Here is a 22,946-nt window from a genome sequence, read left to right on the forward strand (position 1 = left end):
ATGGAGCCACGATCCCGGCGTCAGCGGCGGACCATGACGGCGCGGGCGCCCAGGACCGCCGCCAGCGTGCCGAACACCGCAAACATCGGCAGGCAGGCGAGCGTCCAGGCGGTGGAAGCCTGCGCGGGTGCTGGCGCCGCCGAGAGCGGCACGACGACCCGCAGCATCACCAGATAGAGGACCAGGCCATAAAGCGGGCCCTGCCGCGCGGCATGCCGGCGCAGCGTGTCCAGCCGCTGCGCGGCCAGGGCATAGGCGCCCACGAACATGGTGCCGATCAGCCACATGAAACCCGCGCCGAGCGCGGCCGCCGGCCAGCCGCCGGCGAAGGCGTCGCGTCCCAGCGCGCCGGCCGCCACGCTCTGCAGCAGGCGGGGAACGCTGCTGCCCAGGGGCAGCCAGAACGCGAGGCAGAACAGGAAATCCGTCGTGGCGATGAGCAGGCCGCCCCAGGCGAGGGTGGCCGGGTCGAGACGTGCGCGCGCGGACGCGCGGTGGAGTTGTGCATGCATGGCGGATTCCCGGCGGTGGGCGCGAGCTGGCCACGATCGGCCTTGACGCCTGTCATCCTCGCGCCTGAAATGGCTGTGATCGAGCCCCGATCCGTTTCGAATCGATGGAGCCAATCCATGACCTCCCGGCGACGCCATGTTCCTTGAGCTCGACGGTCGCGGGTCGCGCCAGGCGCAACTGACGCGCGCGCTGAAAAACGCCGTGCTCAGCGGCCGCCTGGCCAGTGGCGCGCGCCTGCCGGCGACGCGGGTCGTGGCCGGCGAGCTGGGCCTGTCGCGCAACACGGTCCTGGCCAGCTACGAGGAGCTGGCCGCCGAGGGCTTCCTGCACGGCAAGGTCGGATCGGGCAGCTATGTCGCGCCGCTCAACGGCCATGTGGCCGTCGACGCGATCGCCGCGCAGGTGCCGGTTCCGGCGCCCGCTGCGGCGCGGATGTCGCAGTACGCGCATCGCGCCGTGGCGTCCTGTCGCCGCCCCATCGCCGGCGCGCAGTTCCACGACCTGCCGTTCAACCTGCAGTACGGGCTGCCGCTGACCAATCCGGCGCTCACGACGGCCTGGCGTCGCGAGCTGGCGCATGCCGCCGCCTATACGAGCCCCAATTACCCCGAAGCCGCCGGCCGGCTGGACCTGCGCACGGCGGTCTGCGATTACCTGGCGCGTCGTCGTGGCCTGCAGGCCGATCCCGAGGACGTCCTGATCGTCTCGGGCACGCAGGAAGCCGTGGCGCTGAGCGCCCGCGTGCTGCTGGACGCAGGCGACCGCGTGGTGATCGAAGACCCGCATTACGTCGCGCTGTGGCGCGCCTTCGTGGCGCATGGCGCGATGGTGGAAACCGTGCCGGTGGACGACGAGGGCCTGGTCTGCGACCGGCTTCCGGCGACGCCGCCGCGGCTGGTGTGCGTGACCCCGTCGCACCAGTTCCCGTTGGGCAGCGTGATGTCGCTGCCGCGGCGCCTGGCCCTGCTGCGGTACGCGCAGACGCACGAGACCTGGATCCTGGAGGACGACTACGACGGCGAATTCCGCTACGGCGGGGCGCCCATCGCCGCGCTGCGCTCGCTGGATGCGCACGATCGCACGCTGTATGTCGGCACCTTCTCGAAGACCCTGTTCCCCGCGCTGCGCATGGGTTACCTGGTGGTGCCGCGCGCGCTGCGCGAGGCTTTCCGCATCGCCAAGCAGTTGTCGACCTTCGGCAGTCCCGCCATCGAGCAGGCGGCGCTGGCACGTTTCATCGAGTCGCGCGGTTTCGAGCGGCACCTGCGCCGCGCCGCGCATACCCTGCGCGCCCGCCGCGCCGCCCTGATGGCGGGTCTGCGCGAGCACGCACAGGATCGGGTCGAGGTGCGCGACTCGCAGGCGGGCATGCACCTGGTGGCCTGGCTGCGCGGGTTCGACGACGCGCGGCTGGCGGCCCTGATCGAGGCGGCACGCCAGCGCGGCGTGGGCCTGCACGCCATCGGACCGTGCTACCTGGAGCCACCCGGACGCGTGGGCCTGCTGCTGGGCTACGGTGGTGTGTCGCCCAAGGAAATCACCCTGGCCATGGCGCGGCTGGGCGAGGCGCTGCGCAGCGTGTAACGCAGCGATTGGGCCGGGTTTGCCGCACGGACCGCCAGGCGCGGGCGCGGCGTGGCTTCTAGCGCGACGCGATGGCCGCCAGCACCAGCGATGCGCCGATCAGCAGCGCATCCCACGGGCCATTGGCCAGTTGCACGAGCGTCCACGCGTGGTGCGGGCCCAGGCGCAGCGCTGAATCCAGCGGCGAAAACCCCATGGCGTAGCCCAGTTGCACCGCGACGATCCACCAGTTGGCCACCACCACGATCACCGCGGTGGCGGCCACGGCCACCCAGTGGCGGCCCGGGCCGGCGGGCCAGCCGACCAGGCGCATGATCCAGATCACATCGAGCGCGCCGAGCAGCGCCATCCAGCTGTTCTGGCGTTCGTTGGCCGCGCACAGGATCACCCAGACCGCCGCGAAGCCCGCGCAGGCACCCAGCAGGCAGGCGGCGCGAAACGCGTGGGTCCACCGGGAGGGCGGAGGCGGGGTGCCGGGGTCGGAGGAGGCGGGAGGCATGAAGCGCGCAAGGATACCGGGTTGGGCGTCCGCGGGCGTCGGCAGGCAGGGGCGCGCGCATGAACGGCGACCGGACCGTGCGCGGCGACGCTGCATCCCACCCCGCCCAGGCATCCGCCGACGCCCGCGGCCCCCCGACCACGTAGAATTCCCGCCTTGCTCCAGTGCGGGTTCGCCCCGATCTTCCTGACATGTATTCCCGCAGCAGCGAACCGGTGCGCTTCGAGCGCGATTGCGACGTCGTCCTGGTCCCCCAGGGCGAGAAGGTGACCCTGCCTGCGGGCAGCGTCGGCTACATCACCCAGGCACTGGGGGGAAGCTGGACGGTGTTCGTCGAAGGCAATCTGTTCCGCATCGCCGGCGCCGACGCCGACGCCATCGGCAAGGAAGCCCCGCCGCCGCTGGAACTGCCCGAAGGCGCCGACGACGAAGCCGTCGAGCAGATGGTGTGGCGACAGCTGCGCACCTGCTTCGATCCGGAAATCCCGATCAACGTGGTCGACCTGGGCCTGGTGTACGAAGCGCGCGTGGAAGCCCATCCGGAGCATCCCGGGCAGCGCATCGTGCAGGTGCGCATGACCCTCACCGCGCCGGCGTGCGGCATGGGCGACATCCTCGTCGCCGACGTCACCGACAAGATCGAGATGATCCCCACCGTCGCCGAAGCCGACGTCGAGCTGGTCTTCGACCCGCCGTGGAACCGCAGCATGATGTCGGAAGTGGCGCGGCTGGAAACGGGAATGCTGTAAGCGGCCGCTGGCCGCTAGGCGCTAACCGCTAACCGCGCTGGCCGGGAGCGGTCCGCGCGGCCAGGCAAAGCCGCGCATCAGGCACCCGGTGCGACCGGAACCGCGTTCCGGTCAAGGACAGCGATGTTTCGCGCAGACCTGCCGCGTCCTCAGCGGATCCGGTGCTGCGCGATCAGCAGCGGCGCGTCCACCTTGGACGGTTTGACCAGCCAGTCCAGCGTGGCGCCGCGAAGGCCGGTGCGGGCGACCAGGGCCGAACGCCGGGTGCCCGTGCATTCGCCCAGTTCAACGCCCGAGGGCATCAGGCTGTGGATCTCGGCCTGGGTGATCGTGTCGCCGTTGCGATGCGCGCGCGCGTGGACCGAGGTCATCAGTTCGAGCGCGCGACCGGTCTGGCCCTCGTCGAGCGCCGCGACGGCGAGCACCACGTCCAGACGGTTGCTCAGGCTCCAGACGTCCTCGGCCAGCTGGCCGCGCGCCGCGGCGACATGCCCGCGCACCTTCACCCAGTCGCCGCGCGTGGCCGCGTTTTCCGCCAGGCCGGTTTCCGTCAGCGCGATGAGCCAGCCATAGCCGGCCTTGCGGACGTGCGGCAGCACGGCCAGGTAGAGCTTGTCGGACTCGGCCGCTTCGCCCACGCGCGTGAGCTGGGAGGCGACCCACAGGTCGACCAGCCAGCGGTCGGGATTGTTGTCGGGGGTCTTGGCCAGTTCGGTGCGTGCGTCGCGGATCTGCTTCTTCGCCGTATCGCGGTCGCCGGCCAGCAGTTCGATGACCGCCTCACCCAGATTGGCCTGCACCTGCATCGAAGGCTGGTGGCCGCAGGCCTTGAGTTGCGTGCGCGCGTTTTCCAGCCGGCCCTTCACCAGGTCCAGGTCCGCCTGCATGCACGCCAGCCGCGCGGCGGCGGCGGAGGGTTCCTCGCCCGCGGCCGGTTTGCCCACCAGGGCGATGGCCTGGGCGAGCGCCTTGCCGGCGGGCGTGTACTGGCCGCGCGACATCGCGACCACGGCGTCGAACTGGGCCACCCAGATCGCAAAGTCACCCTGCTGACCCGACGCGCGCAGGCTGGTGAGCCGGCGATCGGCGCTGTCGAAACGGCCGCGCAGGAAGTCCTCGTTGAGCAGGTCGAGCTCGAGCACGTAACGCGAATCGTCGTTGCCCAGGGTGAGCGCCGTGGCCAGGGCCTGCTCGAGCCGCGCGCGATAGGCGTCCATGTCGCCTTCGCGATAGTGGCGATAGGCCACGGTGCGCAGGATCTCGACTTCGAGCTGCCGGTAGCCGCGTTCGCGCGCCTGCACCAGCAGGGTGTCCAGGCGCGTACTGGGTGCGTTGCCCGGCTTCTCGGTTTCCAGCAGGAAGCGCGCGTACAGCGCGTCCATGTCGTCGCCGGCGAGTTCGAACTGCTGCGCGGCGCGCTCGTAGGCCTGGAAATCGGCCTTTTCCTGCAGTTCGAACGTGTCGGCCTGCGCCATGAGCAGCATCGATTCGCCGCGTTCCTGTTCCCAGCCCTTGCCGGCGGCGGCCGCCAGGGCTTCGGCATCGCGCGCGGTGTCGCGGGCCCGCGCCGGGTCGCCCATCGCCATGTAGATCGAGGCCAGGTGCAGCAGGCGCTGCAGCCGGTAGCCCACCGGTTCGCTCTCCCACTGCGGCAGGTTGAGGATGGCCAGGGCCTCCTGCAGCTTGCCGGCGTGCATGAGCGTGCGTGCCTGGTTGATCAGGTAGAGGGTCTTGGCCGGGTACTGGCGGGCGAGGGCGCCGAATGCGGCGGCGGCATTGGCCTGGCGCAGCGGGTCACGCGCGCTCTCCTCGGCCTTGAGCAGGGCCATGACTTCCTTTGGCGCCGGCTGAAGCAGTTCGCCGGCGGTGCGGGTCTGCTCGATGGCGGCCGAGGCGCGCGCCAGGCGCGAATACGCGGTGGCCAGCTGCAAACGCGCCAGGCCGAAGCGCGGCGCGCGCTCGGTCACGTCCTGCAGGATCTTGGAGGTGGCCACCCAGTCGCGGCGGTCCAGCGTTTCCAGGCCTTCGGCATACCGCTGCGCGGTGGCCGTATCCAGCGCCAACGCGGGCCAGCGGGCGTGCGCGCGTGCGGGAACGAGCTTGGCGAGCAGTTCCAGCGAGAGGGCGTCGATCAGTTGCGGCAACTGGGCGCGCGTCCCCTTCTGCTCCAGGCTGTGCTCCTTGCCGCCTTCGTCGAAGCGCGCGCGCACGAACACCCGCGTCGGGTCGCGACTGTCGATGCCCGAGCTGAGGAACACGATCCGCGGCGAAAGGTGGCGGGCGTCGGCCGCCAGGTGCGCCTCGGTCATCAGGGTGATTTCGGGCAGGCTCTCCAGCTTCCAGCCGACCCACGAATGCAGCACCTTGACCGGCCAGCGGGCGTCGCCCGGGGCGGCCTTGTCCTCGACGTCGATCAGGGCGATCGCCAGTTGCGGCGAGGCCTGTGCCGTGGCCGCGGCCGGCGCGCGCGCGCGATGCAGCCACAGCGCCGAGCCGCCCACCGCCAGGATCACCAGCGCCGCGGTCGCCAGCCAAGCGGCGATGCGCGGACGCCGCGGGCGGGCGGTGACGGCGCCGGCCGGCGGGTTCGCCGCGGTCATGCCGGGCAGGGAAGCGCCGGCCGGGGAAGCACCGGGTAGGGACGGGTCGGAAGCGGCCAGGGGCGTGGACGCGGGTGTCGGGTCCGGCGCCAGGGGCGCCAGCGGCGTCGGCCCGGCCGTGACCTTATTAGTAGGTGTGTCCGCCGGGGCGACGGTCGCCGCGGGTTCGATCGCGGTCACCGGCTGCGGCGGTTCGAAGACGTAGCCGCTCTTGGAGACCGTGCGGATCCAGTGCTTGCGCGACTCGCCCAGCGCCTTGCGCAGCATCCATACGCTCTGGGAGAGATTCGCATCCTCCACGATGACGCCCGGCCAGACCCGGGTGAACAGGTCGGCGCGGCTGTGCAGGACGTGCGGTTCGGCGAGGAACAGCAGCAGCAGGTCGAACATGCGCTGCGGCAGTTCGGACTCGTGTTCCGGGCGCACCACCCGTCGATAGCGCAGGTCGATCTGCACATCGTCGACCTGCAGCAGCCGTGTTCCGGCTGGCCAGGAAGGGTGGAGGGGTTCCGCCAACGTCGTGTCCTCGAAGGCCCGGACCGCGAATCCTATCGTTGACTGTGCGCCAGTTCGTGCTGCAGTGCAGCGGAAAATGCGGGATCTGGCACGCAAATTGCGCATTACGGGTCCCGGCCGGTATCCCTGCCAGCGGCTGAACGGCGTGGCGAGGCCGCCAAATAGCCGCTTGAGGTTACAGAACCGTTAAGAATCACGGTGAACGTCGCATCCCGAACAGGATTTGAGAATTTTTTGACATGACGGAAGAAGCCGGGAAGGCCTCCCCGGCCCTCTTATCGGTCCCGTCGAAGCGGAGGCCCACCGCGCCGGCTAGCCCCGCTTCCGGATTCACGTCCGGAAGCGGGGCTGATTCGTTCAGGGGGTGCCAGGACGGCACCCGGTCGCCCCAGGCGACCCACCACCGACGTACCGCCCGCCGGAATGCGACGCGAAACCCGGAAGAACTTCCACCCACCGGGACGCCCGATGAAGCGACCGCCGCGCCTGCCGCCGACCCTGCTCGCCGTCGCCATCGCGGCGATCGCAGCGACGGCCGCGCCGGCCCGGGCCGGCGAACTGCGGCGCGCCCGGGGTGACCGCATCGACGGCCAGTACATCGTGGTCCTGAAGGAAGCCGCCGCCCGGCTGGCCGATGAGCGCCAGGCGCGACCCACCACCGCCACGATCGCCCGCGAGATGGGCCGGGCCCACGGCGTCCTGGTCCGGCAGAGCTACGACCGCGTGCTGCGCGGCTACGCCGTCCAGGCCGATTCCCGCGCCCTGGCGCGGCTGCTGGCCGACCCGCGCGTTGCCTACGTAGAGGAGGACGCGGTGGTGTTCGCCGACGCGACCCAGTCCCACGCGACCTGGGGCCTGGACCGCATCGACCAGCGCGACCGGCCCTTCAGCCAGAGCTACACCTACGACACGACCGCGGCCGGCGTCCACGCCTACGTCATCGACACCGGCATCCGCGCCACCCACGCCGACTTCGGCGGCCGGGTGGGCGGCGGTTACACGGCGATCGGCGACGGCAACGGCACCGCCGACTGCAATGGCCACGGCACCCACGTCGCCGGCACCCTCGGGGGCGCGACCTGGGGCGTGGCCAAGGCCGTGCGCCTGCACCCGGTGCGGGTCCTGGGATGCCAGGGGTCGGGCAGCAATTCGGGCGTGATCGCCGGCATGGACTGGGTGGCGCGCAACCACATCAAGCCCGCCGTGGCCAACATGAGCCTGGGGGGTGGGGCGTCCACCGCCACCGACGACGCCGTCACCCGCCTGGTCGACGCCGGCGTCGTGGTCGTGGTCGCGGCCGGCAACGACAACGCCAATGCCTGCAACTACTCCCCGGCGCGCGCGATCCAGGCGATCACCGTCGCCGCGACGACCTCGTCGGATGCGCGCTCCTCGTTCTCCAACTACGGCGCCTGCGTCGACCTGTTCGCCCCGGGTTCGTCGATCACGTCGGCCTGGTGGACCGGCGACACCGCGAGCAACTCGATCAGTGGCACGTCGATGGCCTCGCCGCACGTGGCCGGGGTGGCGGCGCTGCAACTGGCCAGCAATCCCTCGGCGACGCCGGGCGCGGTGGCCACCGCGGTCCTCGACCAGGCTTCGGCGGGGAAGGTCGGCGATGCCGCCGGTTCGCCCAATCGCCTCGCCTACGCGCTGACCGGCGGTGGCGGCGGCTGCAACAGCACCGGTGGCGCGCTGGCCAACGGCGTGCCGGCCGACCAGCTGTGCGCGGCGACTGGCGCGGCGCTGCATTTCACCCTGCAGGTGCCCGAAGGTGCGAGCGGCCTGAAGTTCGCCACCCGCGGGGGCAGCGGCGACGCCGATCTGTACGTGCGCTACGACGCGGCACCGACGCAGTCGGGTTTCCATTGCCGGTCCGAGGGCGGCCGCAATGCCGAAACCTGCACGATCGCCCGCGCGCAGGCGGGCACCTGGCACGTGCTGCTCAAGGCCTACGCCGCCTTCTCCGGCGCGAGCCTGACCGCCAGCTACGGCAGTGCCCGCGGCGGCGGCACCGGCGCCAATGCCACCCACTACCCGATCGGCGACCACGCCACGGTAGACAGCCCGATCGCGATCGCCGCCACCGGCGCGGCCTCGTCGACGGCGCAGGTCAACGTGGACATCCGCCACCCGTTCCGGGGCGACCTGCGCGCGGACCTGGTCGCCCCCGACGGCACGACCTACCTGCTCAAGAACCGCAACGACAGCGACAGCGCCGACAACGTCGTGGCCACGTACACCGTCAACCTTTCCTCCGAATCGAGAACCGGCACCTGGAAGCTGCGCGTGAGCGACAACGCAGCCGATGACGTCGGCCATCTCGATGCCTGGAGCCTGTCTCTCTAGCAAGTCGACCAGGAGCGGTACGGACAGGATGTCCGGCATGGATGCACCCATTTCACCCGAGGGGCGGATGGTCCCGGCCACGCGCCGGGACCTTTCGGGGCGGGGCCCGCGTCGACGGACGCGGTTCCCGCGGAAACACCGCCCAGTGCAGTGCCATGGATGCAGGGCCAGCGTCCGCTTTACAGCCACGCCGCCGACGGCGGCGTCCATCAGCACTTCTCGAGGGTTTACACGATGTCTGTTGTTTCCAACGGCACCATCCGCATGAACTGCCTTGCCGCCGCCACCGCGCTGGCGCTGTCGCTCGTCGCCGCCCCGGCCTTCGCCGGACGCGCCGATGTGTCCGGCCTGAAGTCGGCGGAAGAATTCGACCAGTTCATCGTCAAGTACAAGGAAGGCTCGGCGGCCCGGCGCGATGTCGCCGCACTGAACCTGGGCCTGCAGGACGCGGTCAATCGCACCAGCAAGGCCAAGGGCCGCAGCTTCGCCGTCAGCCACAAGCGCCGCATGTCGATGGGCCTGGATGTCGTGCGCGCTTCGCGCAAGCTGGGCCGCGCCGACGCCGAGGCGCTGATGCGCCAGATCGCCGCCGACCCGAACGTGGAATACGTCGAGGTCGACGTGATGATGCGCGCGCTGGTCGTGCCCAACGACCCGATGTACAACGGCGCCACCGACAAGCAGTGGCATTACTTCGACGCCACCGCCGGCATGAACCTGCCCGCCGCGTGGGACAAGTCGACCGGCAGCGGCGTGGTCGTGGCCGTGGTCGACAGCGGCATCATCGCCCACAACGACCTGAGCGCGAACATCCTGCCCGGCTACGACATGATCAGCGCCGCGGGCACCGGCCAGGGCCAGTCCGGCGACGGCAACGGCCGTGATTCGGATCCGACCGACGTGTCCAACGTGCAGCACGGCACGCATGTCGCCGGCACGATTGCCGCCGTGACCAACAACAACCTCGGCGTGGCTGGCGTCGCCTATGGCGCGAAGGTCGTGCCGGTGCGCGTGCTGGGCAACCAGGGCTACGGCAGCACCTCCGACATCGCCGACGGCATCATCTGGGCCGCGGGCGGCACGGTCACCGGCGTCCCGGCCAATGCCAACCCGGCCGAGGTCGTGAACCTCAGCCTGGGCGGCCAGAGCACCTGCAGCACGACCTACCAGAACGCGGTCAACAGTGCCGTGGCCAACGGCGCGGCCGTGGTCATCGCCGCCGGCAACAGCAACATGGACGTGGCCAACTTCACGCCGGCCAACTGCAACAACGTGATCGCGGTGGCCTCCACCGACATCCACGGCGACCGCGCGTGGTACTCCAACTACGGCGCCAAGATCGACGTGGCCGCCACGGGCGGCGAGACCTGCGAGCCCAACGCGACGTCCACCGGCTGCGGCACCGTCTCCCATCCCAAGGAAGGCGTGCTCTCGACCGTCGCCAGCAACGGCTACGCCTACTACCAGGGCACCTCCATGGCGGCCCCCGCACGTCGCGGGCGTCGTCGCCCTGATGCAGGCCGCCGCTCCCAGCCCGCTGACCCCGGCCGATGTGGAAGCCAAGCTCAAGGCCTCCACGCGCGCCATCCCGGGCAGCTGCACGCAGGGCTGCGGCACGGGCCTGGTCGATGCGCTCGCGGCGGTGAATTCGGTGCTGGGAACGCCCCCGGGCGGCGGCACCGTGCTCACCAACGGCGTGGCCAAGACCGGCCTGGCCGGCGCGGCCGGCAGCAGCCAGTCCTTCACCCTCTGGTCGTTCCGTCCGGTGCGAGCAACCTCAAGTTCGTCACCACCGGCGGCACCGGTGACGCCGACCTGTACGTCAAGTTCGGCTCGGCCCCGACCACCACGGTGTACGACTGCAAGTCCGACGGCGGCACGACCGCCGAGACCTGCAACATCGCCACCGCGCAGGCCGGCACCTACCACGTGCTGATCAAGGGCTACTCGGCGTTCTCCGGCATGAGCCTGACCGGCAGCTACACCACCGGTGGCGGCGGCACGCAGACCTACAGCAACACCACCGACTACACGATCAACGACAACGCGACGGTGGACAGCCCGATCACCGTATCGGGTCGCAGCGGCAACGCGCCGAGCAACGCCTCGGTCACCGTCGCCATCGTGCACACCTACATCGGCGACCTGAAGGTCGACCTGGTGGCGCCGGACGGCAGCCTGTACACGCTGCACAACCGTTCCGGCGGCAGCGCCGACAACATCAACCAGACCTACACGGTCAACCTGTCGACCGAAGCCCTCAACGGCACCTGGAAGCTGCGCGTCAACGACAACGCCGGCGGCGACGTCGGCTACGTCAACAGCTGGAGCGTCACGTTCTGATCGTGTGAGTTCGACGCGTGAGTTCGACGCGTGCAACCGCGCAGCCCCGGCTCCGGCTGGGGCTGCGCTTTTCAACCGGAAGAAACCCTGGCCCTTAAGGAAGACTCCATGAAACGACTGATTGGCACCGCACTACTGCTGGTTTCAGTGTCGGCGATGGCCGCACCCGGCACCCATCGCCCGGCCACGTTCCAGCAGCGCGCGATCGCGCAGCTGGGGGGCGTGGAACTGCGGCAGATGCCCGCCGTTAACAGCGCCGCGCTGCGGCTCGAGGATGCCCGCAACACCGGCCGGACCGGCCCGCGCCGCTTCGCCAAGCCGCTGGACGTCAACATGACGCCGCTCGATGCCGGCATCTGGGAAGAACTCGATGCAGGCCACATGGTCTGGCGCCTGCGCATCGCGTCCAGGGACGCGCGTTCGCTCAACTTCGGCTTCAGCCAGTACCACATGCCCCAGGGCGGTTACCTGCTGGTGTATCCGGCCAACCAGTCGACCCGCGACCTGCGCACGCTCAACGAATACACCGCCGCCGACAACAAGCCGCACGGACAGCTGTGGACGGCGATCGTGCCCGGCAGCGAGGCCGTGATCGAGGCCGTCGTGCCGCGCGACAAGGTCGGCCAGTTCAAGCTGCGCCTGAGCAAGGTCAACCACGACTACCTGGGCTTCCTCAACGTCGCCAAGGACGACAAGATCGGCGGCGATACGTCCGGCGCGTGCAATGTCGACGTGGCCTGCCCGGACGGCGACGGCCACCGCGACCAGATCCGCGGCGTGGGCGCCTACACGCGCGCCGGCGTGGACTACTGCAGCGGTTCGCTGATCAACAACGCCGCCAACAACCGGAAGATGTACTTCCTGACGGCCAACCACTGTTCGATGAACACCGCCTCGGACGCGGCGAGCATCGTGGTGTACTGGAACTTCCAGAACACCTTCTGCCGCACGCCGGGCAGCAGCGCCAGCGGCGGCGTGGGCGACGGACGCCTGGACCAGAACCAGGGCGGCGCGCAGTTCCGCGCGACCTCCGCGGCCTCCGACTTCACCCTGCTCGAACTCGATACCCCGGCCAACCCGACCTACAACCTGTACTGGAGCGGGTGGGACCGCAGCACCGGTGACTTCTCCGGCGCGCTGGGCATCCATCATCCGGCCGTGGCCGAGAAGCGCATCAGCATCTCCACCAGCGCCACGACGACCACCAGCTACAACAACCCCACCGTGCCCGGCAACGGCAGCCACATCCACGTGTTCTGGCAGGCCACCGGCGGCATCACCGAGGGCGGATCGTCGGGCTCGCCCCTGTTCTCGCCGCAGAACCGCATCATCGGCCAGCTGCACGGCGGCCCGTCCTCGTGCAGTGCCACCGGCGGCAACCGCAGCGACTACTACGGTCGCCTGTCGGTGTCCTGGACCGGCGGCGGCACCAGCGCCACGCGCCTGAGCAACTGGCTCGATCCCGCCGGCAGCGGCGTGATGACCCTCGACGGCCTGGACAACGGCGGCGGCGGCAACTCGGCCCCGGTGGCGAACTTCACCTCCAGCGTCAGCGGACTGACGGTGGCCTTCACCGACACCTCCACCGACAGCGACGGCACCATCGCCTCGCGCAGCTGGAATTTCGGTGACAGCACCACGTCGACCGCGACCAACCCGAGCAAGACCTACTCGGTGGCCGGCACCTACACCGTCACCCTGACCGTGACCGACAACGGCGGCGCCACCAACACCAGGACCGCTTCGGTCACGGTGGGCTCCACCGGCGGCACCGTGCTCACCAATGGCGTGGCCAAGACCGGCATCGCCGGCGCGGCCGGCAGCAGCCAGACGTTCACGCTGGCCGTTCCGGCCGGGGCGAGCAACCTGAAGTTCGTGAGCGCCAGCGGCACCGGTGACGCCGACCTGTACGTCAAGTTCGGCTCGGCCCCGACCACCACGGTGTACGACTGCAAGTCCGAAGGCAGCACCAACGCCGAGACCTGCAACATCGCCACCGCGCAGGCCGGCACCTACTACGTGCTGATCAAGGGCTACGCCGCGTTCTCCGGCCTGAGCCTGACCGGCAGCTACACCACCGGTGGCGGCGGCACGCAGACCTACAGCAATGGCACCGACTTCACGATCGCCGACAACACCACGGTGGACAGCCCGATCACCGTGTCCGGCCGCACCGGCAACGCGCCGAGCAACGCCTCGGTCACCGTCGCCATCGTGCACACCTACATCGGCGACCTGAAGGTCGACCTGGTCGCGCCGGACGGCTCGCTGTACAACATCCACAACCGCACCGGCACCAGCACCGACAACATCAACAAGACGGTCACGCTGAACCTGTCGACGGAAGCCCTCAACGGCACGTGGAAGCTGCGCGTCAACGACAACGCCGGCGGCGACACCGGAAAGATCGACAGCTGGAGCGTCACGTTCTGAGCCGCTTTCATTGAGCAATCCTGCTGAAGCCCCCGGCCATCCGGCCGGGGGCCTTCGCGGTGCGGAGCGGTGCGCGACCGCCCGCCGCGATGCCCGTTCGCGCATGCAAGGCCCTTCAACCAACGTCACCGTGGAGCACCGACGAATGACTCGTAAACGGACTTTCCTCACTCTCGCCCCGCGCCTGCTCGCCGCTGCAGGCGCGCTCGTGCTGAGCACCTCGGCCCTCGCCGGCCAGCCGCTGTTCGTCGGCCAGGCCAACCCCGCCGCCGAGGGCGCACGCACCGCCGCCCGCCTGACGGCCAAGGCCGACACCGCCGGCCTGCGCGTGGTCAAGGCCAATCCGGACGTCGTATCCGCCCGCACGGGCGAGATCGAACTCGACCTGGGCGGCCGCCGCGTCAACCTCATGCTGGAGAAGACCTCGGCCACGCCGACCGGCAGCCTGGTGTGGACCGGCCACGTGCGCGAAACCGCGCCGCTGCGCGCCATGACCGCGCGCGAGGTCAAGCACGACGCGAACAACTCGGCGATCCTGGTCCGTCGTGGCCAGGGCGTCACCGGCAGCGTCCGCGTCGACGGCAAGCTCTTCCGCATCCGGCCGATCGCCGGCGGCCAGCACGCCGTGATCGAAGTCGACGAAACCCGCATGCCGGCCGAGCATCCGGTCCAGTTCAACCGCATTCCGCAGGTCCGCATGGCCGCCCGCGAGGCGCGTCCCAGCAAGGCCGGCACCGTCGGTGCCCTCGCCATCGATCCGGGCCCGACCGCAACCATCCGCGTCATGGTCGTGGCGACCAACGATGCCATCGCCGCGTACGGCGGTGACATGCAGGCGCTGGTCGAACTGGCCGTGGCCGAGTCCAACCAGGGCTACGTCAATTCCAATGTCGGCATCAACATGGAACTGGCCAGCTACACGACCACGTCCTACGCCACCGCCGGCATGAGCACCGACCTGTCGCGCTTCCGCAGCACCAGCGACGGCATCATGGACACCATCCATGCCACGCGCGACGCCAGTGCCGCCGACGTGGCCATGCTGGTCGCCAACGACTCCAGCTCCTGCGGCTTGGCCTCCAGCATCGGCTCCACCGCCGCCACGGCCTTCGCGACGGCCTACTGGGACTGCATCACCGGCTACTACAGCTTCGCCCATGAAATCGGCCACCTGCAGTCCGCGCGGCATGACCCCGCCACCGACGGCAGCACCTCGCCCTACACGTACGGCCACGGCTACCGCGCGCCGAACAATGCATGGCGCACGATCATGGCCTACAACTGCAGCCCGAGCTGCCCGCGCATCAACTACTGGTCGAACCCGGACGTGACCTACAGCGGCCAGGCGATGGGCACCACCGACACCAGCCACAACCAGCGCGTGCTGGTGAACACCAAGGCCACGGTCGCGGCCTACCGCGGCGGCGTGGCCAACGCGGCGCCGACGGCCAACTTCACCTCCAGCACCAGCAACCTGACGGCCAGCTTCACCGACACCTCCACCGACACCGACGGCACGATCGTGTCGCGGGCCTCGAACTTCGGCGACGGCGCGACCTCCACCGCGACCAACCCCAGCCGCACCTACGCGGCGGCCGGCACCTACACCGTCACGCTGACGGTCACCGACGACGACGGCGCCACGAACACGAAGACGGCCTCGGTGACGGTGTCCAACAGCAATGTGCAGACCTACACCAACAGCGCCGACTACACGATCAACGACAACGCCACGGTCAGCAGCCCGATCGTCGTGTCCGGCCGTACCGGCAATGGCCTGAGCAGCACCCAGGTGACGGTCAACATCCTCCACACCTACATCGGCGACCTGAAGGTCGACCTGGTCGCGCCCGATGGCTCGGTCTACGTGCTGCACAACCGCGCCGGCGGCAGCGCCGACAACATCAACAAGACCTACACGATCAACCTGTCGTCCGAGGCCCTCAACGGCACCTGGAACCTGCGCGTCAACGACAACGCCAGCGCCGACACGGGCAGGATCGACAGCTGGAGCATCCGCTTCTGATGCCGCACGGCGCCGCGTCCACGTGACGCGGCGCCGTAGCGTCCGGGCCGTGCGGCTCTGGCCGGCATGTTTCCTGTCGGCTCTTCGGCCCGGCTTCTTCGGTCCGGTTTCTTCGGCGCGGTTCTTCGGCGCGGCTCCGGCGGTTCCGGTTCCGGTCGGCCATTTGCGCCCCGGCGCTCCCGCGGGAACACGCCTTCGGGCCGGACGCGCAGCGCAGCCTGCGCGCGTGCGTCCCGCGCGGCCGCGGAAGATCCGCCATGAAAGCGTGACGCACGCCGCGCTTTCGCGCTGAGTGGTTCAGGCAAGGCACGTCCGCACCCGAAAAAACTTTGCCGAATTGCTGCACTTGCAGCATGTATTCGACCATGACTTTTGGTACATCTTGTGCAGGACGGCTGAGGATGCGCCGTCCTTTTCTCGTCAGCGGCAGCCTTCGCGCAAAAGGGCCCCGGCATGGAGCCGGATGCGCGACTCATCGCCATCGACAACGCACCCACCCGGAAGGGCGGGACGCGCTTCCTTTTTCCCGTGAGAGGTCCAGTCAAGATGTCCGCACGTTCAAACCGCAATCGTGTGCACGCGCTTTCCGCCGCCACCGCCCTCGCCCTGGGCCTGCTGGCCGCCCCGGCCTTCGCCGGCCAAGTCAACCTCGCCGGCCTGCAGTCCACGCAGGGCCAGGATCGCTTCATCGTGAAGTACCGCAGCGGCACGCCGGAGCAGGCTGACGTCGCCCGCGTCCGCGCCAAGCTGTCGGCCAAGACCTCCGCGGGCGGCAAGGCCGTCGCGCTGGGCCACGTGCGTCGCCTGGCCGTCGGTGCCGACGTGCTCAAGGCCAGCCGCAAGCTGGACCGCGTCGAAGCCGAATCGCTGATGCGCCAGATCGCCGCCGATCCGAACGTCGAGTACGTCGAAGTCGACCGTCTCAACAAGCCGATGTTGAGCCCGAACGACACCAATTACTCGCAGCAGTGGGGCTTCAACGGCACCTACGGCATCAAGGCGCCGCAGGCGTGGGACATGAACAGTGGCGCCGGCGCGGTCGTGGCCGTGCTCGACACGGGCATCACCAACCACAGCGACATCAACGCCAACATCCTGCCGGGCTACGACTTCATCATCGACACCGCGGTGTCCAATGACGGCAACGGCCGCGACAGCGACCCGAGCGATCCGGGCGACTGGGTCACCGCCAACCAGTGCGGCGGCACCCATGCCGCGCAGAACTCGAGCTGGCACGGCACCCACGTGGCCGGCACGATCGCCGCGGTCACCAACAACGCCAAGGGCGTGGCCGGCACGGCGTTCAACGCCAAGGTCGTCCCGGTCCGCGTGCTGGGCACCTGCGGCGGCTACGACTCCGACATCGCCGACGCCATCATCTGGGCCTCGGGCGGCACCGTCAGCGGCGTGCCGGCCAATGCCAACCCGGCCGAGGTGATCAACCTCAGCCTCGGCGGCAGCGGCGCCTGCGGCACCACCACGCAGGCCGCGATCAACGGCGCGGTCAGCCGCGGCACCACCCTGGCCATCGCCGCCGGCAACGACAACACCAACGTCTCCAACGCCTCGCCGGCCAACTGCGCCAACGTCATCGCGGTGGGTTCGATCACCAGCACCGGCGCGCGTTCGAGCTTCTCCAACTACGGCGCCGGCGTCGACATCGCGGCCCCGGGTTCGAGCATCACCTCGACCCTCAACACCGGCACCACCACGCCCGGCAGCGAGACCTACGCCTCGTACAGCGGCACGTCGATGGCGACCCCGCACGTCGCCGGCGTCATCGCGCTGATCCAGTCCTACGCCACCACGCCCAAGACCCCGGCGCAGGTCGAAGCCCTGATCAAGGGCAACGTCACCGCGTTCCCGTCGACCCCGTCGCAGCCGATCGGCACCGGCATCCTCAACGCCAAGGCCGTGCTCGACGCCACCAACGGCGGCGGTACCCCGCCGGCCGGCGGCGTGCTGACCAAGGGCGTCGCGGCGACCGGCCTGTCGGCCGCCACGGGTGGCTACGTGAAGTACACGATGGTCGTGCCGGCTGGCGCGACCAACCTGACCTTCACCACGTCCGGTGGCACGGGCGACTCCGACATGTACGTGAAGTTCGGCAGCGAGCCGACCGACACGGTCTACGACTGCCGTCCGTACGCGAACGGCAACGCCGAGACCTGCACCTTCGCGGCGCCGTCGGCGGGCACGTACTACATCAACCTGAAGGCCTATGCGGCGTTCTCGGGCCTGAGCCTGGTCGGCAACTACACCACCGGCGGTGGCGGCGGCGCGCAGACCTACAGCAACGCCAGCGACTACACGATCAACGACAACACCACGGTGGACAGCCCGATCACCGTGTCCGGCCGTACCGGCAACGCGCCGACCAACGCCTCGGTCACCGTCGCCATCGTGCACACCTACATCGGCGACCTGAAGGTCGACCTGGTGGCTCCGGATGGCTCGCTGTACAACATCCACAACCGCACCGGCACCAGCACCGACAACATCAACAAGACGGTCACGCTGAACCTGTCGACGGAAGCCCTCAACGGCACGTGGAAGCTGCGCGTCAACGACAACGCCGGCGGCGACACCGGCTACATCAACAGCTGGAGCGTCACGTTCTGATGCCTGCAGGCGGTTGAGTTCCACGCCTCGACAAAACCCCGGCTTCGGCCGGGGTTTTTCTTTGGAGGCCCGGCGGGGCAGGGTCGGGTCGCGGCCCTCCCACGCCCCGGGGCGGGGGCCGCCTGCTGCCCGGCGCCCTGCGCCGCACCCCAACCCTTCATCCGCGCAACGAAGTCCTCCGGCAATTTTCATCCCTCCATAAGATCCCAGCCGATAGCTTCGCCCGGCTGCGACGCGGTTTTCACGCCGCGGCCATCCGAAAACGGGTGCGCGTCGTCTGGGCCACGACGCGACACCGGTGACCAGGGGCGGATGCACATCCGGACGTGCGGGGCCAGCGGGCCTCTCCAACATCACTCGGGGGTACATCGTGAAAAGCAATCCAGTACGCATGCATGCGCTTGCTGTGGCGACCCTGTGCGCGCTCGCCGCCGCGCCGGCCTGGGCGGGACGGGTGGAACTGAGCGGACTGCCGTCCGCCGCGCAGCACGACCAGTTCATCGTCAAATATCGCCAGGGCAGCACGGCCCAGGCCGACGCGTCCCGCGTGCAGGGCGCGCTGGACCGGGTGACGGGGCAGGGCGCCGTGGGCGTGCCGGGCCTGCGCCACATCCGGCGGCTGTCGGTGGGCGCCGACGTCGTGCGCGTGGGGCGCAAGCTGGACGCCGCCGAGGCCGAGGCGCTGATGCGGCAGATCGCCGCCCAGCCGGACGTGGAATACGTCGAGGTCGACCGGCTGCTGCAGGCGGTGCTCACGCCCAACGACACCCGCTACAACGAACAGTGGCAGTACTTCGACGCCAACGGCGGCATCCGCGCCAACCAGGCCTGGGACAGCGCCACCGGCACCGGCGTGGTCGTGGCCGTGCTCGATACCGGCATGACCAGCCACAGCGACCTGGCCGCGAACGTGATCGCGGGCTACGACTTCGTCAGCGACGCCACCGCGGCGCGCGACGGCAATGGCCGCGATGCCAATCCCAACGACGAGGGCGACTGGTACAACGCCGGCGAATGCGGCCAGATCAGCGGCTCCAACTCGAGCTGGCACGGCACGCACGTGGCCGGCACCGTGGCGGCGGTGACCAACAACGCCAAGGGCGTGGCCGGCACCGCGTTCAACGCGAAGGTCTCGCCGGTGCGCGTGCTGGGCAAGTGCGGCGGCAGCATCTCCGACATCGCCGACGCCATCACCTGGGCTTCGGGCGGCACCGTCAGCGGCGTGCCCGCCAACGCCAATCCCGCCGAGGTGATCAACCTCAGCCTGGGCGGCGGCGGTTCGTGCAGCAGCACGATGCAGACCGCGATCAACGGCGCGGTCGGCCGCGGGACGACGCTGGCCATCGCGGCCGGCAACTCCAACGCCAACGTGTCCGGCTTCACACCCGCCAACTGCAACAACGTCGTCGCCGTGGGCTCGATCACCCAGAGCGGCGCGCGCTCGAGTTTCTCCAACTACGGCGCGCTGGTGGACATCGCCGGTCCCGGCTCCAGCATCCTGTCCACCCTCAACGCCGGCGCGCAGACCCAGGGCGCGGAGAGCTACGCCGTGTACAGCGGCACCTCCATGGCGACCCCGCACGTGGCCGGCGTGATGGCGCTGGTGCAGTCGATCGTCGCCACGCCCAAGACGCCGGCGGAACTGGAGACGCTGCTCAAGACCACCGCGCGCGCGTTCCCGTCCACGCCCTCGCAGCCGATCGGCAGCGGCATCGTCAACGCCAAGGCCGCGGTGGACGCCGCCGGCGGTGGCGGCGGCAACCTGCCGCCGACGGCCAACTTCAGCTTCACCACCTCGGGCCTGACGGCGAACTTCACCGACACCTCCGGCGACAGCGACGGCACCATCGTCTCGCGCAGCTGGAACTTCGGCGATGGCGGCACGTCGACGGCGACCAATCCCAGCCGGACCTACGCGGCGGCGGGCACCTACAGCGTCACACTGACCGTCACCGACGACGACGGCGCCACCAACGCGAAGACGTCGTCCGTCACCGTCAGCAGCGGCGGCGGCAACGTGCTCACCAACGGCGTGCCGGTCACCGGCATCGCCGGCGCCGCGGGCAGCCAGCAGTTCTGGACGCTGGCCGTGCCGGCCGGGGCCAGCAACCTGCGCTTCGTGACTTCCGGTGGCACGGGCGATGCCGACCTGTACGTGAAGTTCGGTTCCGCGCCCACCACCAGCAGCTACGACTGCCGTTCCTCGGGCAGCACCAATGCCGAGACCTGCAACATCGCCACCGCGCAGGCCGGGACCTACCACGTGCTGGTCAACGCCTATTCCGCGTTCTCGGGCATGAGCCTGACCGGCAGCTACACCACCGGCGGCGGACAGACCTACAGCAACGGCACCGACGTGGCGATCGGCGACAACACCACCGTGGAGAGCCCGATCACCGTCTCCGGGCGCAGCGGCAACGCACCGGCCAGCACGCCGGTGGCCATCGACATCCGCCACACCTACATCGGCGACCTCAAGGTCGACCTGGTGGCGCCCGACGGCTCGCTGTACAACCTGCACAACCGCACCGGCAGCAGCACCGACAACATCATCAAGACGGTCAACCTCAACCTGTCCAGCGAACCGCTCAACGGCACCTGGCGCCTGCGCGTGAACGACAACGCGAACCTGGACACCGGCTACATCAACAGCTGGAGCATCACGTTCTGAGGCAGGCGTTGGCCATCCCTTGAACGGAATGGCGCTTGCGAAACCCGGACCCCGGCGAAAGCCGGGGTCTTTTCGTTTGCCGGTCGCGCCAACGCGGGCAACCGCCGGCGCCTGCCGCGGGCGGCAATTCATAGGGCGGGTCTCGACCCGCCGCCGACGATGGCGTCGCGGGTCGCAGTTCATAGGGCGGGTCTTGACCCGCCACCGACGGGACGTCGCGGGTCGCAATTCATACGGCGGGTCTCGACCCGCCACCGACGGGACGTCGCGGGGTGCCAATTCATAGGGCGGGTCTTGACCCGCCGCCGACGGGGCGCCGCGGTGTGGCGGGTCAAGACCCGCCCTATGCGGTCGGCGGTGTGGCGGGGTGTCGGTATGACCCCGGCGCCATCATCTCCCACAATGCTTCAAAGCATTCCCCCCAATGCTCCAAAGCATCTTTGGAATCCTCCGGAGCATTCCCCCGAATGCTTCAAAGCGTTCCCCACAATGCTCCCGACCCTTCCGGAAACGCTTCAAAGCGTTCCGGAAACCCTCCGGAGCATTCCCCACAATGCTTCAGAGCATTCCCCCCAATGCTCCGGAGGGTTCCAAAGACCCTCTGGAGGATCTCCAGGAACGCTTTGAAGGATCTCCAGGAATGCTTTGGAGCATCTCCGGGAATGCTCTCCACGGGCACGCTAACCGACGCTCACCAGCCGCCCACCCCGCGGCAGGCGACACGGGTCAACCGCAGCGGGCCTGCTGGCGCGCCACCGGCGCCCGGAATGGCAGGTGCACCGTGCGCTGATCGGCCAGCCGGACTTCCACGGCGCCTTCCAGCACGCCGCCGTCGCGCAGGTCCGACTGGCTGACCTCGAAGACCAGCCCGGCCGGTGCTTCGCACGCCGCCTGCGCCCCGCTGCACCACTGGCTGGCGGCGGCATCGGACAGTTCCAGCCGGCGCTCGCCGCGTTCCAGGGCGCGCCAGTGTTCCGAACCGATGACGGCCACCAGCCGCGACTGCGCGACCTGGTCGTCGGGCGGCGTCGCCACGCTGACCACCAGCTCCACGTCATCGGTCGGCCCGCAGCGGAACTGCGCGGCGCCCAGCGGGGCCCGGGCGCCGGACGCGGACTGGCAGCCGATCGCCGCCAGCACCACGGCCAGGCCGAATCCACGGACACCACAGGTCATCAGGTTCATCCCGGCGCTCCAGCATTGGACAGGGCGACAGCATCGCCGGTCCGGCCGCGCGGCGGGCGTGAAAGCGCGCGGCGGTGGGATCAGCGCGGGACTGAGCGCGCTGATTGGATCAGGGAGACCGGATCACGCAAATCGGATCACGCGGATCGGATCACGCGGATCGGATCACGCGGATCGGATCACGCAAATCGGATCACGCAGATCGGATCACGCAAATCGGATCACGCAAATCGGATCACGCAAATCGGACCACGCTGATCGGATCACGCTGATTGGTTCATGGAGATCGGATCACGCCGATCGGATCACGCCGATCGGATCACGCGGATCGTGTCTGTCAGATCGGCTCGAACCGGTTGGCCGCCACGTTCTTGCGCACCTTCGCCGGATCCCACACGCGGCCGTTCATGGCGATGTACACGCCCGGCGGCAGCGACTGCACCGCGCCGACGGCGCAGCCCACGTTGAACTCCGCGTCCGAGCCGCGGAAGCGCGCCGGGCTGAGCGCGCCGGTGAGCACGATGGTCTTGTCGGTGAGCGAGGCGAGCACCTTGGCCGTCTCCACCATGGTGTCGGTGCCGTGCGTGACCAGGATGTGGCGCGCCGGCTGCGCGGCGATGGTGGCGCGGATCAGCTCGCGGTCCTCGGCGCTGATGTGCAGCGAGTCCTTGCGGATGATCGGGATGACGGTGAACGGAAAGGCGACGCCCAGTTCGCGCAGGATGCTGCCGATCTGCGGCTCGCCGATCTGGTAGTCGGACTTGTCGTCGAAGTAGATCTTGTCGATGGTGCCGCCGGTGGTGACGACGCAGAGCTGGTCCATGGTCGCGAGGCAGTGGGGGACTGGCGGCATTGT

12 protein-coding genes and 5 pseudogenes are annotated in these 22,946 nt (G+C 69.6%); 12 read left to right on the forward strand and 5 right to left on the reverse strand.

Annotated elements, in window-relative coordinates; genetic code table 11:
- Positions 1 to 20 precede the first annotated feature (20 nt).
- A complete protein-coding gene (locus tag I8J32_RS08215) occupies positions 21 to 512 on the reverse strand; it encodes a hypothetical protein (protein WP_200610570.1) in 492 nt (163 codons plus the stop codon).
- Positions 513 to 648: 136 nt separating this feature from the next.
- Between I8J32_RS08215 and pdxR the strand changes: the two genes are divergently transcribed.
- A complete protein-coding gene (gene pdxR / locus I8J32_RS08220; protein WP_207526863.1) occupies positions 649 to 2,097 on the forward strand; it encodes a MocR-like pyridoxine biosynthesis transcription factor PdxR in 1,449 nt (482 codons plus the stop codon).
- A gap of 58 nt (positions 2,098 to 2,155) precedes the next feature.
- Here the strand turns inward: pdxR and I8J32_RS08225 are convergent, their stop codons facing one another.
- Positions 2,156 to 2,596 (reverse strand): hypothetical protein, encoded by a 441-nt coding sequence (locus I8J32_RS08225; RefSeq protein WP_200610582.1) that lies wholly within the window; start codon positions 2,594 to 2,596, stop codon positions 2,156 to 2,158.
- A gap of 191 nt (positions 2,597 to 2,787) precedes the next feature.
- Here I8J32_RS08225 and sufT point away from each other — a divergent pair, with 191 nt between their 5' ends.
- Complete coding sequence (gene sufT, locus I8J32_RS08230; protein WP_200610585.1) at positions 2,788 to 3,345, forward strand: putative Fe-S cluster assembly protein SufT; 558 nt, start codon at positions 2,788 to 2,790, stop codon at positions 3,343 to 3,345.
- Positions 3,346 to 3,494: 149 nt separating this feature from the next.
- On the opposite strand, the gene I8J32_RS08235 is transcribed toward sufT, so the two are convergent.
- Complete coding sequence (locus I8J32_RS08235; protein WP_200610594.1) at positions 3,495 to 6,461, reverse strand: winged helix-turn-helix domain-containing protein; 2,967 nt, start codon at positions 6,459 to 6,461, stop codon at positions 3,495 to 3,497.
- A 468-nt stretch (positions 6,462 to 6,929) separates the two neighbouring features.
- On the opposite strand from I8J32_RS08235, the gene I8J32_RS08240 reads away from it, so the two are divergent.
- The 10 genes and pseudogenes from I8J32_RS08240 to I8J32_RS17630 all read left to right on the forward strand — a co-directional run bounded on the left by I8J32_RS08240 (position 6,930) and on the right by I8J32_RS17630 (position 20,905).
- Positions 6,930 to 8,810, forward strand: coding sequence for a S8 family serine peptidase (locus I8J32_RS08240; protein ID WP_200610596.1), 1,881 nt, complete (start codon positions 6,930 to 6,932; stop codon positions 8,808 to 8,810).
- A 234-nt stretch (positions 8,811 to 9,044) separates the two neighbouring features.
- Positions 9,045 to 10,793 (forward strand): annotated as a pseudogene (locus I8J32_RS08245) (S8 family peptidase); the annotation flags it as partial.
- Positions 10,773 to 11,153, forward strand: coding sequence for a proprotein convertase P-domain-containing protein (locus tag I8J32_RS08250; RefSeq protein WP_207526883.1), 381 nt, complete (start codon positions 10,773 to 10,775; stop codon positions 11,151 to 11,153). The pseudogene I8J32_RS08245 and the gene I8J32_RS08250, both read left to right, overlap by 21 nt.
- Positions 11,154 to 11,261: 108 nt before the next feature.
- Positions 11,262 to 13,586 carry a proprotein convertase P-domain-containing protein gene (locus I8J32_RS08255; RefSeq protein WP_200610616.1) on the forward strand — a complete coding sequence of 775 codons (2,325 nt, stop codon included), beginning with the start codon at positions 11,262 to 11,264 and terminating at the stop codon, positions 13,584 to 13,586.
- Positions 13,587 to 13,731: 145 nt separating this feature from the next.
- Positions 13,732 to 15,006, forward strand: a pseudogene (locus I8J32_RS17940) (M12 family metallo-peptidase); the annotation flags it as partial.
- Positions 15,007 to 15,012: 6 nt separating this feature from the next.
- Positions 15,013 to 15,612 carry a proprotein convertase P-domain-containing protein gene (locus I8J32_RS17945; RefSeq protein ID WP_343225255.1) on the forward strand — a complete coding sequence of 200 codons (600 nt, stop codon included), beginning with the start codon at positions 15,013 to 15,015 and terminating at the stop codon, positions 15,610 to 15,612.
- Between the two features lie 546 nt (positions 15,613 to 16,158).
- Positions 16,159 to 17,871 (forward strand): annotated as a pseudogene (locus tag I8J32_RS08265) (S8 family peptidase); the annotation flags it as partial.
- Positions 17,872 to 18,054: 183 nt separating this feature from the next.
- Positions 18,055 to 18,234: pseudogene (locus tag I8J32_RS17625) on the forward strand (proprotein convertase P-domain-containing protein); the annotation flags it as partial.
- A gap of 391 nt (positions 18,235 to 18,625) precedes the next feature.
- Positions 18,626 to 20,173 (forward strand): annotated as a pseudogene (locus I8J32_RS08270) (S8 family serine peptidase); the annotation flags it as partial.
- Positions 20,174 to 20,353: 180 nt separating this feature from the next.
- Positions 20,354 to 20,905: a proprotein convertase P-domain-containing protein gene (locus I8J32_RS17630; RefSeq protein ID WP_245156503.1), complete on the forward strand. Its 552-nt coding sequence runs from the start codon at positions 20,354 to 20,356 to the stop codon at positions 20,903 to 20,905.
- A 726-nt stretch (positions 20,906 to 21,631) separates the two neighbouring features.
- On the opposite strand, the gene I8J32_RS08275 is transcribed toward I8J32_RS17630, so the two are convergent.
- Together I8J32_RS08275 and I8J32_RS08280 are read right to left on the reverse strand one after the other, a co-directional pair.
- Positions 21,632 to 22,090, reverse strand: a complete 459-nt coding sequence (locus tag I8J32_RS08275) for a hypothetical protein (protein WP_200610637.1) — start codon at positions 22,088 to 22,090, stop codon at positions 21,632 to 21,634.
- 337 nt (positions 22,091 to 22,427) lie between these two features.
- Positions 22,428 to 22,913, reverse strand: coding sequence for an asparaginase domain-containing protein (locus I8J32_RS08280; protein WP_200610640.1), 486 nt, complete (start codon positions 22,911 to 22,913; stop codon positions 22,428 to 22,430).
- Positions 22,914 to 22,946: the final 33 nt, after the last annotated feature.

The organism is Lysobacter solisilvae (assembly GCF_016613535.2).
Taxonomy (GTDB): domain Bacteria; phylum Pseudomonadota; class Gammaproteobacteria; order Xanthomonadales; family Xanthomonadaceae; genus Agrilutibacter; species Agrilutibacter solisilvae.